Source organism: Pseudomonas sp. A-1 (genome assembly GCF_004801855.1).
In the GTDB taxonomy this organism is placed as follows: Bacteria; Pseudomonadota; Gammaproteobacteria; order Pseudomonadales; family Pseudomonadaceae; genus Geopseudomonas.
This window is the reverse complement of the sequence record NZ_SSTC01000002.1, coordinates 1-13,783: the sequence shown is the minus strand read 5'-3', so window position 1 is coordinate 13,783 and position 13,783 is coordinate 1. Positions and strand designations below refer to the sequence as shown.

At 68.4% G+C, this 13,783-nt stretch carries 10 protein-coding genes and 1 pseudogene; 7 read left to right on the top strand and 4 right to left on the bottom strand.

Annotation, left to right across the window (positions count from 1 at the left end; translation table 11 throughout):
* The first annotated feature begins 172 nt into the window (after positions 1-172).
* The 5 genes from E5198_RS00550 (at position 173) to E5198_RS00525 (ending at position 4,380) form a co-directional block, all read left to right on the top strand.
* Positions 173-358 (top strand): hypothetical protein, encoded by a 186-nt coding sequence (locus E5198_RS00550; RefSeq protein WP_136488066.1) that lies wholly within the window; start codon positions 173-175, stop codon positions 356-358.
* 6 nt (positions 359-364) lie between these two features.
* The gene (locus E5198_RS00545) at positions 365-1,243 is read left to right on the top strand and encodes a patatin-like phospholipase family protein (protein ID WP_136488065.1); all 879 of its coding nucleotides are present in this window, start codon (positions 365-367) and stop codon (positions 1,241-1,243) included.
* A gap of 109 nt (positions 1,244-1,352) precedes the next feature.
* On the top strand, positions 1,353-1,934 hold the full coding sequence (locus tag E5198_RS00540; protein ID WP_136488064.1) for an alpha/beta hydrolase: 582 nt from the start codon (positions 1,353-1,355) through the stop codon (positions 1,932-1,934).
* Positions 1,935-1,998: 64 nt separating this feature from the next.
* The gene (locus tag E5198_RS00535; RefSeq protein ID WP_136488063.1) at positions 1,999-2,820 is read left to right on the top strand and encodes a sigma 54-interacting transcriptional regulator; all 822 of its coding nucleotides are present in this window, start codon (positions 1,999-2,001) and stop codon (positions 2,818-2,820) included.
* A gap of 132 nt (positions 2,821-2,952) precedes the next feature.
* Positions 2,953-4,380, top strand: coding sequence for a hypothetical protein (locus E5198_RS00525; protein WP_218569022.1), 1,428 nt, complete (start codon positions 2,953-2,955; stop codon positions 4,378-4,380).
* Here the strand turns inward: E5198_RS00525 and E5198_RS00520 are convergent.
* Entirely contained in the window at positions 4,377-6,596 is a 2,220-nt protein-coding gene (locus E5198_RS00520; protein WP_136488061.1) for a beta-agarase, read from the bottom strand. The two genes, E5198_RS00525 and E5198_RS00520, sit on opposite strands and share 4 nt — an antisense overlap.
* Before the next feature lie 226 nt (positions 6,597-6,822).
* Here E5198_RS00520 and E5198_RS00515 point away from each other — a divergent pair, with 226 nt between their 5' ends.
* Positions 6,823-7,416, top strand: a complete 594-nt coding sequence (locus tag E5198_RS00515; protein ID WP_136488060.1) for a nitroreductase family protein — start codon at positions 6,823-6,825, stop codon at positions 7,414-7,416.
* A 91-nt stretch (positions 7,417-7,507) separates the two neighbouring features.
* On the opposite strand, the gene E5198_RS00510 is transcribed toward E5198_RS00515, so the two are convergent.
* Positions 7,508-8,293 (bottom strand): sulfite exporter TauE/SafE family protein, encoded by a 786-nt coding sequence (locus tag E5198_RS00510; protein WP_136488059.1) that lies wholly within the window; start codon positions 8,291-8,293, stop codon positions 7,508-7,510.
* A gap of 258 nt (positions 8,294-8,551) precedes the next feature.
* On the opposite strand from E5198_RS00510, the gene E5198_RS00505 reads away from it, so the two are divergent.
* Positions 8,552-11,290: a cation-transporting P-type ATPase gene (locus E5198_RS00505; protein ID WP_136488058.1), complete on the top strand. Its 2,739-nt coding sequence runs from the start codon at positions 8,552-8,554 to the stop codon at positions 11,288-11,290.
* A gap of 227 nt (positions 11,291-11,517) precedes the next feature.
* Here the strand turns inward: E5198_RS00505 and ltrA are convergent, their stop codons facing one another.
* A complete protein-coding gene (gene ltrA, locus E5198_RS00500; RefSeq protein WP_136488057.1) occupies positions 11,518-12,759 on the bottom strand; it encodes a group II intron reverse transcriptase/maturase in 1,242 nt (413 codons plus the stop codon).
* 512 nt (positions 12,760-13,271) lie between these two features.
* Positions 13,272-13,783: pseudogene (locus tag E5198_RS00490) on the bottom strand (IS3 family transposase); the annotation flags it as partial.

The window sequence follows — 13,783 nt, the reverse complement described above, 5'->3', positions numbered from 1 at the left end:
AGCGCCCCTCCCCTCGCCATGCCGCCCCGGATGGGCTGGGCTAAGCTCAGCCTGTGAGGATCCGTGGCCACGGCCGCTCCGCCCACGCCACGCCCGGGACAGAAACCGCAGGCCGGCTTTCTGCCCCGCATGCACGGACCGCACTCCCTGACCGCTACCGAAGGGGCGTGCCATGAAGGTCAAGGTTGATGCCTATCCCTGGCTGCTGGGTGCCATGATCGTGGGGGTCGCCCTTGTCGCCGGCGGCCAGGCCCAGAGCGCGGCCAGCGGTCCGCTCGCACAGGGGTGTACCGGCGACCATGTCCACCACTGCCCGCTGCCACCGAACATCGGCATCTGGCCCAGCCTGTTGCCCTGAAACCTCATGGGCGCGCCGAAGACCGCCTTCGTGCTGGCCGGCGGCGGCAGCCTCGGCGCCGTGCAGGTCGGCATGCTCAAGGCGCTGTGTCGCGCGCGCATTACCCCCGACCTGGTGGTCGGCGCCTCGGTGGGAGCCATCAACGCCGCCTACTATGCCGCCGCACCCGACGAAAGCGGCGTCGCGCAGCTCGAGCGCATCTGGCTGGACCTGCGCCGCAGCGATGTCTTCCCGCTGTCGACCAGCGACACCCTGCTCTGCCTGCTCGGCCGGCGCGACTTTCTGGCGCAGCCCGACCCGCTGCGCGCCCTGATCGCCACGCGCCTGCCCTACCGCAACCTGGAAGACGCCGCGCTGCCCTGCCACGTGGTTGCCACCGATGCGCTGGACGGCCGGGAAGTCATCCTCTCCACCGGCGATGCCGCCGATGCCCTGCTCGCCAGTGCGGCCATCCCGGCAGTGTTTCCCAGCGTGGTCATCGACGGCCGGCCGCTGATGGACGGCGGCATCGCCAGCAACACGCCGATTTCCGCAGCGATCGAACTGGGGGCGACCCGCGTGCTGATCCTGCCCACCGGCACGCCCTGTGCGCTGCAGGAGCCACCCCACGGCGCGCTGGCCATCGCCCTGCACGCCATCAACCTGCTGGCCATGCGCCAGTTGCTGGCCGACGTCGACCGCTTCGCGCAGCGCTGCGAACTGGTCGTGCTGCCGCCCCTGTGCCCGCTGGCCATCAACACCTTCGACTTCTCGCACACCGCAGAACTCATCCAGCGGGCGGAGAAGGCCGCCAGCCACTGGCTGCAGAACGGCATGCAGCGGTTGCAGGGCAAGGATCAGCACTGGCTGCTGGCGCCCCACCGCCATCGGCCGGGGCATGGTTGAGTCACAAAAAAATAACCATATAGAATAGATAAATAATTTTTTATTACTTAACAATATTTCATCCGCTACCTAGACTGCACGGGTCCACAGCCTCCACGAGGGCCAGCCCATGCGCCGTCACGCCGTCCACTACCTGATCCTGCCCGGCTGGCAGGGCTCCCCCGCCGAACACTGGCAGAGTCACTGGCAGCGCAGCCTGCCGGATGCCAGCCGGGTCGAGCAGGACGACTGGCTGCAGCCGCGTCGCGAGGACTGGGTCGCCAGTCTCGACTGCCACGTGGCGGCAGCGCCCCGGCGGCTGATCCTGATCGCCCACAGCCTGGGCTGCGTCACCCTCGCCCACTGGGCGGCCCAGGCGGCACCGGCGCTGCGCGACAAGGTGCTGGGGGCGCTGCTGGTGGCGCCGGCGGACGTCGAACGCCCCGGCTGCCCCGAGGCGCTGCAGGACTTCGCGCCCATCCCGCGCCAGCTGCTGCCGTTCCCCAGCCTGCTGGTCGGCTCGGACAACGACCCCGCCGCCACCCCGGCACGCGCCCTGGAGCTGGCCCGCCAGTGGGGTGCCGAGCCGGTTCTGCTGGCCGGCGCCGGGCACATCAACGTCAAGTCCGGCCACCGCCAGTGGGAGCAGGGTTTCGCCCACCTCTTCCGCCTGCAGAACCTGATCGAACAGCATGCCCGCCGCCTGGCCTGAAGCCCGCGCGGCGGGCCTCCCCTCGTCCTGAACGGCCGGCGCGCACCCCGGCCCGGAGTCCGCCATGCCATCCGACAACCCGCTCGCCCAACCCGTGCTGACCTTCAGCGACGCCGAGCGCAGCCCGCTGAGCATCCGCGCCAAGGCGCTGGTGTTCGTCGACCCGCGCTCCCAGGCGCTGTACCAGGAGGTCAAGCGCCTCGCTCCCGGCGGCCAGCCGCTGCTGATCCGCGGCGAAACCGGCACCGGCAAGGAACTGCTGGCCCACCACATCCACCGCGCCAGCGGCCGGCCCGGCCTGTTCGTCGCCCTCAACTGCGCCAGCCTCAGCCCGCAGCACGCCGAGGCCGAACTGTTCGGCCACGTGCCGGGTGTCCACAACGGCTCCGCGAGCAGCCGCGCCGGCTGGTTCGGCTCGGCGCACGGCGGCACCCTCTATCTGGACGAGATCGGCGATCTGCCGCTGAAGCTGCAGGGGCAGTTGCTGCGCGCCCTGGAAACCCGCGAGGTGCTGCGCGTCGGTGCGCGGGAAGCCAATCCGGTGGACGTGCGCCTGGTGGCCGCCACCAGCTTCGACCTGAGCCGCGCGGCAGCGGTGGGCAAGTTCGACCAGCGCCTGATCGACTACCTGGCCGATGGCAGCCTGGAACTGCCGCCGCTGCGCCAGCGGCCGGGCGACATCCTGCCGCTGGCCGGCTACTTCCTCGGCGTACACGCCCAGCGGCTCGGCCTGCCGGCGCCGACGCTGGGCCTGGCGGCGCAGCAGGTGCTGGAGCGCCATGCCTGGCCCGGCAACACCCGCGAACTGGAAAGCGTCATCCACTTCGCCCTGCTGGTCAGCGACGGCGAGATCGCCCCGCAGCACCTCGAGCTGCAGGCCGGGTGACGAGAGCGCAGCCACGCCTGCTGCGTGGATCTGAACAATCGTCCCGAGACGCGCACGGAGCCATCGTGGATGCCCAGGCTGGCTAGGGTTTCCACTGGCACTCCGCGGGACGAGGTCTTGCCCGGATGACTGATGCTGGTCGCCACGCCGGCCAGCGACGAGGCGAACACCGCCAGCGGCTGGCGATCAGGAGGTCGCCGGCCGCCGGCCCGGACTTCATCGTCTATCGTGAAACGGGGGACACCGCGCCGGGCGCTCCGGGCCGGCAAGCAGGACTGTCCGGGCAAGGCTCCCCGCCCTGACGGGCCAGTCAGGGACATTGACTCCGCCATGGTAGCCGGAATGAAGACTGCACCCGACCAGCCGACAGCGCCTGAACGATTCACCAGTGATCCGGCCGACTTCTCGCTGGTTCTCGGCGGCCCGCTGTTCCAGTTGTTCCGCCGCGCGCGGCTGTCCGGCGACGCGCTCGAACTGGCGCAGAAACGCATCCTCTTCATCGCGCTGCTGGCCTGGCTGCCGCTGCTGCTGCTCTCGGCGCTCGAGGGACGACTGCTGGGCGGCGGGGTGGCCATCCCCTTTCTGATGGACTTCGACGTGCATATCCGCTTCCTAGTGGCGATGCCGTTGCTGATCGGCGCCGAGCTGATCGTCCATCAGCGTATCCGTCCGGTAGTCAGGCAGTTCCTCGAGCGCCGGCTGGTCCCCGAAGCTGCGACGACGAGATTCGAGGCCGCCATTGCCTCCGCCATGCGCCTGCGCAACTCGGTGATCGCCGAGGTGCTGCTCATCGCCTTCGTCTACGGGGTTGGCGTGCTGGTGGTATGGCGCAGCGCCGCCGTCCTCGATACCGCCACCTGGTATACGGTGCCGACCGCTTCGGGATTCGATCTGTCGCTGGCCGGGATCTGGTACGGCTACGTGAGCGTGCCGATCTTCCAGTTCCTGCTGATCCGCTGGTTCTTCCGCCTGTTCATCTGGATGCGCTTTCTCTGGCAGGTATCGCGCATCGAGCTGAACCTGGTACCCACCCATCCGGACCGGGTCGGCGGCCTGGGCTTCCTCGCCAACTCGGCCTACGCCTTCATGCCGCTGGCGCTGGCGCACGGCGCGCTGCTGGCCGGGATGCTGGCCAACCGGATCTTCTACGTCGGCTCCAGGCTGCCGGCTTTCAAGGCCGAGATCGCCATGGTGGTGATCTTCGTCGAGTGCCTGGTCATTGCCCCGCTGTTCGTCTTTTCGGCGCAACTGGCCAACGCCAAGCGCATCGGCCTGCGCGAATACGGCGGTCTGGCGATGAACTACGTGCGCGACTTCGACAACAAATGGCTGCGCGGTGGCGCTCCGGCCGATGAGCCGCTGGTGGGCAGCGGCGATATCCAGTCGCTTGCCGATCTTGGCAACAGCTTTGCAGTGGTGCAGGAGATGCGCATCGCCCCGGTCACCAGGGATGTCATCATGCGCCTCGCGTTTGCGACGCTGTTGCCGGTGGTGCCGCTGCTGCTCACCGTCATGCCGCTCGAAGAACTGCTGAAGAAGCTGGTGGGCATAGTTCTCTAGTGACCCAGCAGGCGCGCGGTGACTGCCAGGTTGGCCTGGCGCACCGCCTCGACGAAGCCCTGCCAGGGCCGGTCGGTGATCGCCACCAGGCCCAGGTGGCCGTTCTCGCCGTCGAGCAGGCGCCCGGTCACCGGCTGGTCCAGGTACTGGAACCAGTGCAGGCCGACGATGCTCGGCTCGGCCAGCGCCCGCTCCAGGTAGTGCGCATAGGCCGGACCGCGCTGCTCCTCGACCCAGACCTCCTGCATGCCGCCCCAGAACGGCCCGCGGTCGCGCGAGCCGAAGTGGAACTCGGTGACCAGCAGTGGCTTGTCGAGCGCGCGCAGCACGGTGAAGTCGTAGCCATGCTGTGGCTCGCGGGTGTAGAAGTTGAAGCTCAGCACGTCGCAGTACTGCGCGCAGGAGGCCACCGCCTCCGGCGTGGTGCCGGCGAAACGCCCGCCCAGCAGCAGGTGGTTGGGCGCCTGCGCCTCGAGCGCCGCGGCGACGGTGCGGAAGTAGCGGTCGGCGTACAGGCGCTGGAAGCGCTGCAGATCCTCCGCGATGGCCGGACGGCCCTCCTGCGGCAGCGGCGCCTGGAAGCCGGCCCCCTCCAGAGCGCCCCAGTCCGCCAGCGCGATGCCCCAGGCCGCCGCCAGCTGCCGGACGCTGGCGTACTGGCCGCGCAACTGCTCGACGAAGGCGCGCTTGGCCGGCGACTCCGGACCGAGGCGCAGGGTGCCCAGCGCCAGCGCGTAGCGCGCCCGCAGCGGATCGCCGCTGCCGATCCAGGCCAGTTCGTTGTCGGCGAAGTAGCCGATCAGCCAGGGATCGTCGCGATGGCCACGGCTGGCGACCTGCACGGCACGCTCGGCAGCCGCGGCGAAGCGGGGATCGAACGGATCGGGCATGCCGCCCCACAGGTCGAGGCCGGTGCTGACCACCGCGTAGTCGCCGCTGATAAGCAGTGGCAGGGTGTAGGGCACCCGACGGGCCTCCACCAGGGCGGCATCGCTCCAGTTGCCGATGGTGTTGAAGCCCCAGGCCTGCAGGCGGTCGAGGGTGTGCGTCGTCCAGCGCCGGGCGTCGAAGGCGCTGCAGTCCGCCGCGGCGGCGGGCGCCGGGCTGCTGCAGCGCGGCTCGGCATAGCTGCGTTGCAGGTTGGCGCGGTAGAAGTCGAACCAGCGCCCGTGGGCGAAGCCGAGGTCGCGGCTGGCGCCGGTGCCGCGCCGGCTGTCGTCGCTGCCGTACCAGCCGGCCAGGGCGCTGCCGGCCGCCGGCAGGTCGGCGAACATGGCCTCGCGGCCCTCGACGTAGGTCGCGCTCTGCGCCGCGCTGAGCGCATTGACGCCGAGCGAATAGAACGGATGGCCCTCCGGAGTGACCAGGAACCAGCGGCCGTCGCGCTTCTCGGTGCGGAAGAAGCCGCTGGCGACGAAGCTGGGGCCGTCCAGCAGGCCGCCGTAGCGATCCTGGCGAGGGCGCCCGGCCAGCCAGCCCTGCAACTGGATGCGTTCGGCGGCGGCCGCTTCGCGCAGCTGGGCGTCGTTGTCGACCTTCCCGGGCCACTGGCCGCGGCTGAACTGGCCGTAGCCGTCGACGAGGCCGGCATAGCCCGCCTGCTGGAGATCGGTTCCGGCGCGCACGCCGAACTGGCCGAGCAGCAGGCTCTGCGGCGCTTGCGGATGATCCAGCGAAAGCGTCACCGCCACCACCCGGTTGCGCTCGAGCTGGCCATCCACCTGCGTGGCCAGCAGGATGCGCTGGCCGCCGTGCTCCCATGGCATCGGCGGCGCGGCGCGCATCCCCTGCTGTCGCGGCGAGCTGGCCTGCAGTGGCACCAGCAGCTCCTGGGCCGGCCCGGCCGGCAGGGCGATGCGACTGACCAGCGCCTGGCCGTCGGCGCTTTCGATCTTCACGTCGATGGTCAGCGCCCAGTCCATCGCATTCTGCAGGCGCAGACTCATCGCGCCGGCCTGCGACCAGTCCCAGCTCCCCGCCTGCGGCGCCAGGCGCACACTCGCCACCTCGCCCGCGGCGAAGGTCAGCCGGCGCAGCGCCTCGCCCTGCGCCGTGACCTCGGCGGCGGGTGCCGGCAGGGCGGCATTGTGGGTAGCGAGCTGCACCGCCTCATCGGGGCTGACGAAGTCGAACAGGGGCTGGCGCTCGACCTGCCCGGCGAACAGCGGAGCGGTGATCAGCAACGACAGCAGAGCGGACACGAAGGGGCGAAGCATCGGGCGGATTCTCCATGGGCCCGCGAAGCACGTTGCGACGGGCTGGCTGGCGCAGTAAACCACGCCGCGGCCGGTCGACTACAGGTCGCTGCCGCCGAGGCGCACCTGGCTGGGGAGTCTCCGCCGCGGGCGAAGGCCCGGAAAAATCCGCAACGGGTTACCAAAGTCAGGCCATCGAATTATAAGGGTAGGTTTTCAATCAACGGATAGTAAGGATCCAGGAGCCATGACCGACAATTCCCGCGTCGCCACCCATGCCATCGACCCGCAGTTCATCAAGCGCTGGTCGCCGCGCGCCTTCACCGGCGAGAACATCCCCGAAACCACCCTGCTCGGCTTCATCGAGGCTGCGCGCTGGGCGCCCTCGGCCTACAATTCGCAGCCCTGGCGCTTCCTCTACGCGCGCCGCGACAGCGCCGACTGGCCGCGCTACCTGAGCCTGCTGGTCGAGTTCAACCGCGGCTGGGCGCAGCACGCCTCGGCGCTGCTGGTGATCGTCTCGAAGACCAGCTTCGTGGCGCCGGGCAAGAGCGAGGAACAGCCCGCCCCCTCGCACGCCTTCGACACCGGCGCTGCCTGGGGCTTCTTCGCCCTGCAGGCGCACCTGGCCGGCTGGCACACCCACGCAATGACCGGCTTCGACAAGGAACTGGCGCGCCGCGAGCTGAAGATCCCGGACGGCTACGAGGTCCATGCCATGGTCGCCGTCGGCAAGCGCGGCGACGCCGCCAGCCTGCCCGAGCCGCTGCAGGCCCGCGAAACCCCCAGCCCGCGCCTGGCGCTGGAAGCCATCGCCGCGGAAGGCGAATTCAGCCTGTAAGCCCGCCAGAAACGCGATGGGCGAAGACACCGCAAGGTGCTTCGCCCATCGTTGGCTTGCCCTGCCGGCCGCGCAGGCCGGGGGGACTGGCTCAGAACGCCAGCTTGTAGCCGATCAGGGACAGCATGATCGCCAGGCACGGACGCAGGAGATGCTCGGGAATCCGCCCGGTCAGATGGCTGCCGATATAAATGCCCGGCAGCGAGCCGACCAGCAGGTAGCCCAGCAGCTGCCAGTCGATGCTGCCCATGCCGGCATGACCCAGGCCGGCGACCAGGGTCAGGGGCACCGCGTGAGCGATTTCCGTGCCGACCAGGCGGCGGGTGGGCAGGAACGGGTAGAGCATGAACAGGGCGACCGTGCCCAGCGCGCCGGCGCCGATCGAGGTCAACGTCACCATCACGCCGAGGATCACGCCGGTGACGACCGTCAGCGCATTCAGCGTCGGCGGGCTGAGCTGGTAGTGGTCGCCGGCATGCCGGCTGGCGAAGGCCAGCAGCTGCTTCTTGAACAGGATCGCCAGCGCGGTCAGCAGCAGGACGAAGCCCAGCGCCTGCTTGATCAGCGCATTCAGGGCCTGCGGGTCGGCATGCAGGTTGTGCAGGAACAGCAGCGTCAGCGCCGCGGCCGGCACGCTGCCGAGCGCCAGCCAGCCGGTGATGGCCCAGTCGATGTTCCTGTTCTTGCCGTGCACCAGCACGCCGCTGGATTTGGTGATCGCCGCGTACAGCAGGTCGGTGCCCACCGCGGTAGCCGGATTGATGCCGAACCACAGCAGGATGGGCGTCATCAGCGAACCGCCGCCAACGCCGGTCATGCCGACGATGAAGCCGACCGCCAGGCCTGCAAACACGAAACCGAAAATCGCCGAATCCATCATCACCCCTGCAGAGCGAACTCAAGCCCATCGCAAATTGCGCGGGAGAATAACGGCTTTTTGTCATAAGCGTTTAGAACGATGAGACCTGTAGTTATAACCGGGCTCGGCAAACCGTGCCCGGGGACTCGCCCTCAGCCACGCCTTCCGTAGCGGTCGTCGACACGATCGCGAAACAAGATCACACATATCCTGCAGGGAATTGCCGGATTGCCAGGCCTATCCTGCCCACGACGGAACTCGGAACAGGACGGATCAATGACCGATCACCCGACCCCATCCCCCCAGGAAGCCGCGCAACCTGCCTGGCATACCCTGTCGCGAGCGCAGATCGAGCAGGCCCTGCAGACCGGCCTCGCCGGCCTGTCGGAGGACGAGGCCCGGCGGCGCCTGGCGCACCACGGGCCCAACCGGCTGGCGCCACCGAAGAAGCGCGGCCCGCTGCTGCGCCTTCTGCTGCAGTTCCACAACATCCTGCTGTACGTGATGCTCGCCGCCGCCGTGATCACCGCCATCCTCGGCCACTGGGTCGACACCGGCGTGCTGCTGCTGGCGGTGCTGGTCAACGCCATCATCGGCTTCATCCAGGAAGGCAAGGCGGAATCGGCGCTGGACGCCATCCGCGCCATGCTCTCGCCGCACGCCACCGTGGTCCGCGACGGCCAGCGCCGCGAGATCGACGCCGCCGACCTGGTCCCCGGCGACCTGGTGCTGCTCGCCTCGGGCGACCGCGTGCCGGCCGACCTGCGCCTGGTCGAGGTCAAGGAACTGCGCGTCGAGGAGGCCGCACTGACCGGCGAGTCGCTGCCGGTCGAGAAGAGCGCCGCCAGCGTGGCCGCCGACGCCCCGCTGGGCGACCGCCACGGCATGGCCTGGTCGGGCACCCTGGTGGTCTACGGACAGGCCAGCGGCCTGGTGGTGGGCACCGGCGCGGCCACCGAACTCGGCAAGATCAACCAGATGCTCTCCGCCATCCGCAATCTGAGCACGCCGCTGCTGCGCCAGGTCGACCGCTTCGGCCGCATGCTGGCGCTGGCCATCCTGGCGCTGTCGGCCGCCACCTTCGTGCTCGGCACCCTGTGGCGCGGCCATGCGCCGGCGGAAATGTTCATGATGGTGGTCGCCCTCGCCGCCTCGGCGATCCCCGAGGGCCTGCCGGCGATCATGACCGTCACCCTCGCCCTCGGCGTGCAGCGCATGGCCCGGCGCAACGCCATCGTCCGCCGCCTGCCGGCGGTGGAGGCGCTGGGCTCGGTCACCACCATCTGCTCGGACAAGACCGGCACCCTGACCCGCAACGAGATGACCGTGCAGCGCGTGGTCTGCGCCGGCCACGTGTTCGCCGTCGGCGGCGTGGGCTATGCGCCGGTGGGCGACATGAGCCTCGACGGGCGCATCGTCGAGGCCGCGCACTATCCGTCGCTGGCCATGGCGATCCGCGCCGGCGTGCTGTGCAACGACGCCCGCCTGCGCGAGGAAGACCAGCTGTGGCGCGTGGAGGGCGATCCCACCGAAGGCGCCCTGCTGGTGCTCGGCGGCAAGACCGGCTTCACCCAGCAGCTGGGCGAGGAGGCCTGGCCGCGCCTCGACTCGATTCCCTTCGAGTCGCAGCACCGCTTCATGGCCACCTACCACCGCGACGGAGACGACGAGCCATGGCTGTTCGTCAAGGGCGCGCCGGAGCGGGTGCTCGACATGTGCGTGGCGCAGCTCGACCTCGACGGCGAGCGGCCGTTGGAGGTCGACTACTGGCGGCGCATGGCCACCGACACCGCGGCCCAGGGCCTGCGCCTGCTCGCCCTGGCCTGCAAGCGCGCCGCCCCGCAGCGCGAGCGGCTGGCGTTCGCCGACACCGAATCCGGCTTCGTGCTGCTGGCCCTGGTCGGCATCATCGACCCGCCGCGCGAGGAGGCCATGCGCGCCGTCGCCGACTGCCACCTGGCCGGCATCCGCGTGAAGATGATCACCGGCGACCATGCCGAGACCGCCCGCGCCATCGGCGCGCAGCTGGCCATCGGCGTGGGCAAGCCGGCGCTCACCGGCGCCGAGGTGGCGCTGATGGACGATGCCGCCCTGCGCCGGGTGGCGATGGAAGTGGACGTGTTCGCCCGCGCCAGCCCCGAGCACAAGCTGCGCCTGGTACAGGCGCTGCAGGACGACGGCCAGGTGGTGGCGATGACCGGCGACGGCGTCAACGACGCCCCGGCGCTCAAGCGCGCCGACGTCGGCGTGGCGATGGGCCTCAAGGGCACCGAGGCGGCCAAGGAGGCCGCCGACATGGTGCTGGCCGACGACAACTTCGCCACCATCGCCAGCGCGGTTCGCGAGGGCCGCGCGGTCTACGACAACATCAGGAAGTTCATCCTGTTCATGCTGCCCACCAACGGCGGCGAGGCGCTGGTGGTGATCGCCGCCATCCTCTTCGAGCTGGCCCTGCCGCTCACCCCCGCGCAGGTGCTGTGGATCAACATGGTCACCTCCAGCACCCTGGGCCTGGCACTGGCCTTCGAGCCGGCCGAGCGCGGCATCATGCGCCGCCGCCCGCGGCCGGTGGGCGAGGCACTGCTGTCGGGCTTCTTCGTCTGGCGGGTGCTGATGGTCTCGGTGCTGATGATGACCGGCGCGCTCGGCCTGTTCCTCTGGGAGCTGGCCGCCGGCACCAGCCTGGAGACGGCGCGGACCATGGCGGTCAACGCGGTGGTGGTGGCGGAGATGTTCTACCTGCTCAACAGCCGCTTCATCTTCGCCCCGGTGCTCGGCCGCGGCGGCCTGCTCGGCAACCGCTACGTGCTGCTGGCCATCGCCGCCTGCATCCCCTTGCAACTGGCCTTCACCTACGCGCCGTTCATGCAGGGGATCTTCGGCTCGGCCGGGCTGACCCCGCTGGAGTGGCTCAAGGTGCTGGGCGCCGGCCTGCTGGTGTTCTGCGTGGCCGAGCTGGAGAAGCTGGTGATCCGCCGCACGGCGCTGGCGACGCGCCTGCACCCCGCGGCCTGACGATTGTTGGCGGCGCAGCGTTACCAGGCCAATACGCCGGAACGCCTGACCCGCCTGCAACGCTGGGCGGTGGAAACCGCCGCGCGGATCGGCCATACAGGTCGATGACCACCGCCAGATACAGCCAACCTTCCTCGGTGTGCAGGTAAGGGTGAGTAGACCAGGGGAATTTCACCCCCAGCCCCTCGCAGAACCGGACGTGAGCCTCTCGACTCATCCGGCTCCCATCATCCAGCCGAAGGAGCATATCCCAGCTCCCAATGTACGAAAGCCCGAGGCCATGCGGCAGCCAACCGCCCAAGCATTGCCCTGGCCCGTCGTTTATGACGAGCCAGGGACTTGTGCTTGCGCATTAGCCACCGCGCCAGATAAGCGTTCAGGTGTTTCCAGACATCGGCCATTGCCGAGCCATAGAAGCGTCCGTAATAGTTCAACCAGCCACGCAAGACTGGATTGAACCGGCGAGACAGGTCGCCGAGTTGTCGGTCGCACTGAAGCTGGAGATGCCAGCCCCGGATAGTCTGCCGCATTGCCCGCAGGGCATCGCGGCTGACTGCCGGAGCAAAGTTCACATAGACCCGGCCATGCTTGTCCACCGCCTTGCGCGGACGGAACGTGTAGCCAAGAAACGTGAACTGGATGACCGGATGGTCGTCCGGACGATTGATACCCCGACAGTAGACGATCCGCGTCTTGTCCGGATGCAGCTCCAGCCCACACTCACCGAACCGGGCGGCCAGTCGGCGCAAGACATATTCCGCCTGCGCCTGGCTTTTACAGTGGATCACCCCGTCATCGGCGTAGCGGCAGAAACGTACGCTGCGCAGATGCTCGGTCACCCAGCGGTCGAAGGCATAGTGCATGAACAGGTTGGCCAGCAGCGGGCTGATGACGCCACCTTGCGGCGTGCCTCGTGTCCGCTCTACCCGCTGTCCATCCGCCATTTCCATCGGTGCCTTGAGCCAGCGCTCGATATACAGCAGCACCCATGGATTCTGACAGTGCTTTCGGACCGCCCGCATCAGCAACTCATGGTCGATGTTGTCGAACAGTCCCTTGATGTCGAACTCGATGACCCAGTCGTATTCCCAACACCGCTGCCGCACCATCGCCACCGCATCGAGCGCAGAACGCCCTGGGCGGTAGCCGTAGGAGTTGCGGTGAAAGATCGGCTCCAGGATCGGTTCCAATACACCCTTGACCACGGCTTGCGCCACCCGGTCCGCCACGGTGGGCACTCCGAGCAGGCGCACACCCCCTGCTTTCTTCGGAATCGGCACGCCTTTCACCGGCGGCGGAAGGTAGCTGCCGGAACATAACCGGTTCCAAACGACATACAGGTTATCGCCCAGCCGACGTTCGAACTGCTCGATCGACTCCTGATCGACGCCAGCTGAACCTCTGTTGGCCCTGACACGCTGATACGCTTCCCAGATCCATGCCTTGGGAATTTCATACGGCTTTGTCATGCGAATGGGCTCCTCCTGCTCACGCAGTTGGCGCATTCGAATGACTGGATGATGCGGCCCCTTCGCTCCCTCGCCATTACAGCGACTTCATCACTACTACGAGCCGCTCCGCCCCTTGGTGGCGCATCGGTACTGTCGGCCTCGCCTTGCGGGCTTGCGCCTTTCCCTTGCCATCGCCACCGAAGGTTCCCGCAGTTCAACGCAAGAGCCCGAACCCGGCTCGCGCTGCCTCTATGCCGGACACCGCTGGGCCCGTAAGCAAGTTTCGTCCCAGCCTCTCCCGGAGCAACATCACTCCCCGGTTTCGATGTCATCTGAGTAGTTTCGACACTTGAACGGCAGTTCACGGTTGTTCGCCTTCCGGGTTCACACCTGACGCCTTTGGGCGCCTTTTCCGCAACGCTCACGACCGAGGCTTTTGACCCAAGCCGCTTGCGGTGGTTTGCCACCCGCTCCTGCAAGCTGATGGCGAGGGGCCATACCCTCATCTCTTACGCCGCTTGCTGCGGCACACTGATGTCGCCCACCCATTTCTGATTCGGTGCCAATGCAGTGAAATCCTGCTTGAACAGGTTCTCTGCCACCGGCAGCGAGTGGCGGGAGTTGGTGGTGGCCTTGAACTTCTTGGCGGCCCTGGCACGCAGTCCTTGCCGTTGCATCGAAGCGGCAACTGTCTTGCGATTGCAGGGCAGCCCGGCGTCTCGCAGGTCGTGGCACAGCCGTGGAGCCCCGCTGCGCCCTTTGCGTGCGCTGTATGCCTGCGCGACCTGCCGATCCAGCTCAATCCTCCGCTGGTGGCGCATCGACGTCTTGCGTGAGCACCAAGCGTAGAAGCCACTGCGGGCCACGCCCAGCACGCGGCACATGGTTTTCACCGGGAACAGCAAGGCGTGCGCTCTCATGAAGGCGTACTTCACTTGAGGCTCTTGGCAAAGTACGCGGCGACCTTTTTTACGATGGCCAGCTCCTCGGCTTGTTCGGCCAACAGCCGCTTGAGCCGGGCGTTCTCGTCGGCCAGTGACTG

Bases quoted from the DNA above. Each gene is read 5' to 3' on its own strand.
- E5198_RS00525 (WP_218569022.1), top strand. From the start codon at position 2,953: ATGCTGGTCGCCACGCCGGCCAGCGACGAGGCGAACACCGCCAGCGGC.
- E5198_RS00505 (WP_136488058.1), top strand. From the start codon at position 8,552: ATGACCGATCACCCGACCCCATCCCCCCAGGAAGCCGCGCAACCTGCC.
- E5198_RS00540 (WP_136488064.1), top strand. From the start codon at position 1,353: ATGCGCCGTCACGCCGTCCACTACCTGATCCTGCCCGGCTGGCAGGGC.
- ltrA (WP_136488057.1), bottom strand. From the start codon at position 12,759: ATGACAAAGCCGTATGAAATTCCCAAGGCATGGATCTGGGAAGCGTAT.
- E5198_RS00535 (WP_136488063.1), top strand. From the start codon at position 1,999: ATGCCATCCGACAACCCGCTCGCCCAACCCGTGCTGACCTTCAGCGAC.
- E5198_RS00545 (WP_136488065.1), top strand. From the start codon at position 365: ATGGGCGCGCCGAAGACCGCCTTCGTGCTGGCCGGCGGCGGCAGCCTC.
- E5198_RS00510 (WP_136488059.1), bottom strand. From the start codon at position 8,293: ATGGATTCGGCGATTTTCGGTTTCGTGTTTGCAGGCCTGGCGGTCGGC.
- E5198_RS00515 (WP_136488060.1), top strand. From the start codon at position 6,823: ATGACCGACAATTCCCGCGTCGCCACCCATGCCATCGACCCGCAGTTC.
- E5198_RS00520 (WP_136488061.1), bottom strand. From the start codon at position 6,596: ATGCTTCGCCCCTTCGTGTCCGCTCTGCTGTCGTTGCTGATCACCGCT.
- E5198_RS00550 (WP_136488066.1), top strand. From the start codon at position 173: ATGAAGGTCAAGGTTGATGCCTATCCCTGGCTGCTGGGTGCCATGATC.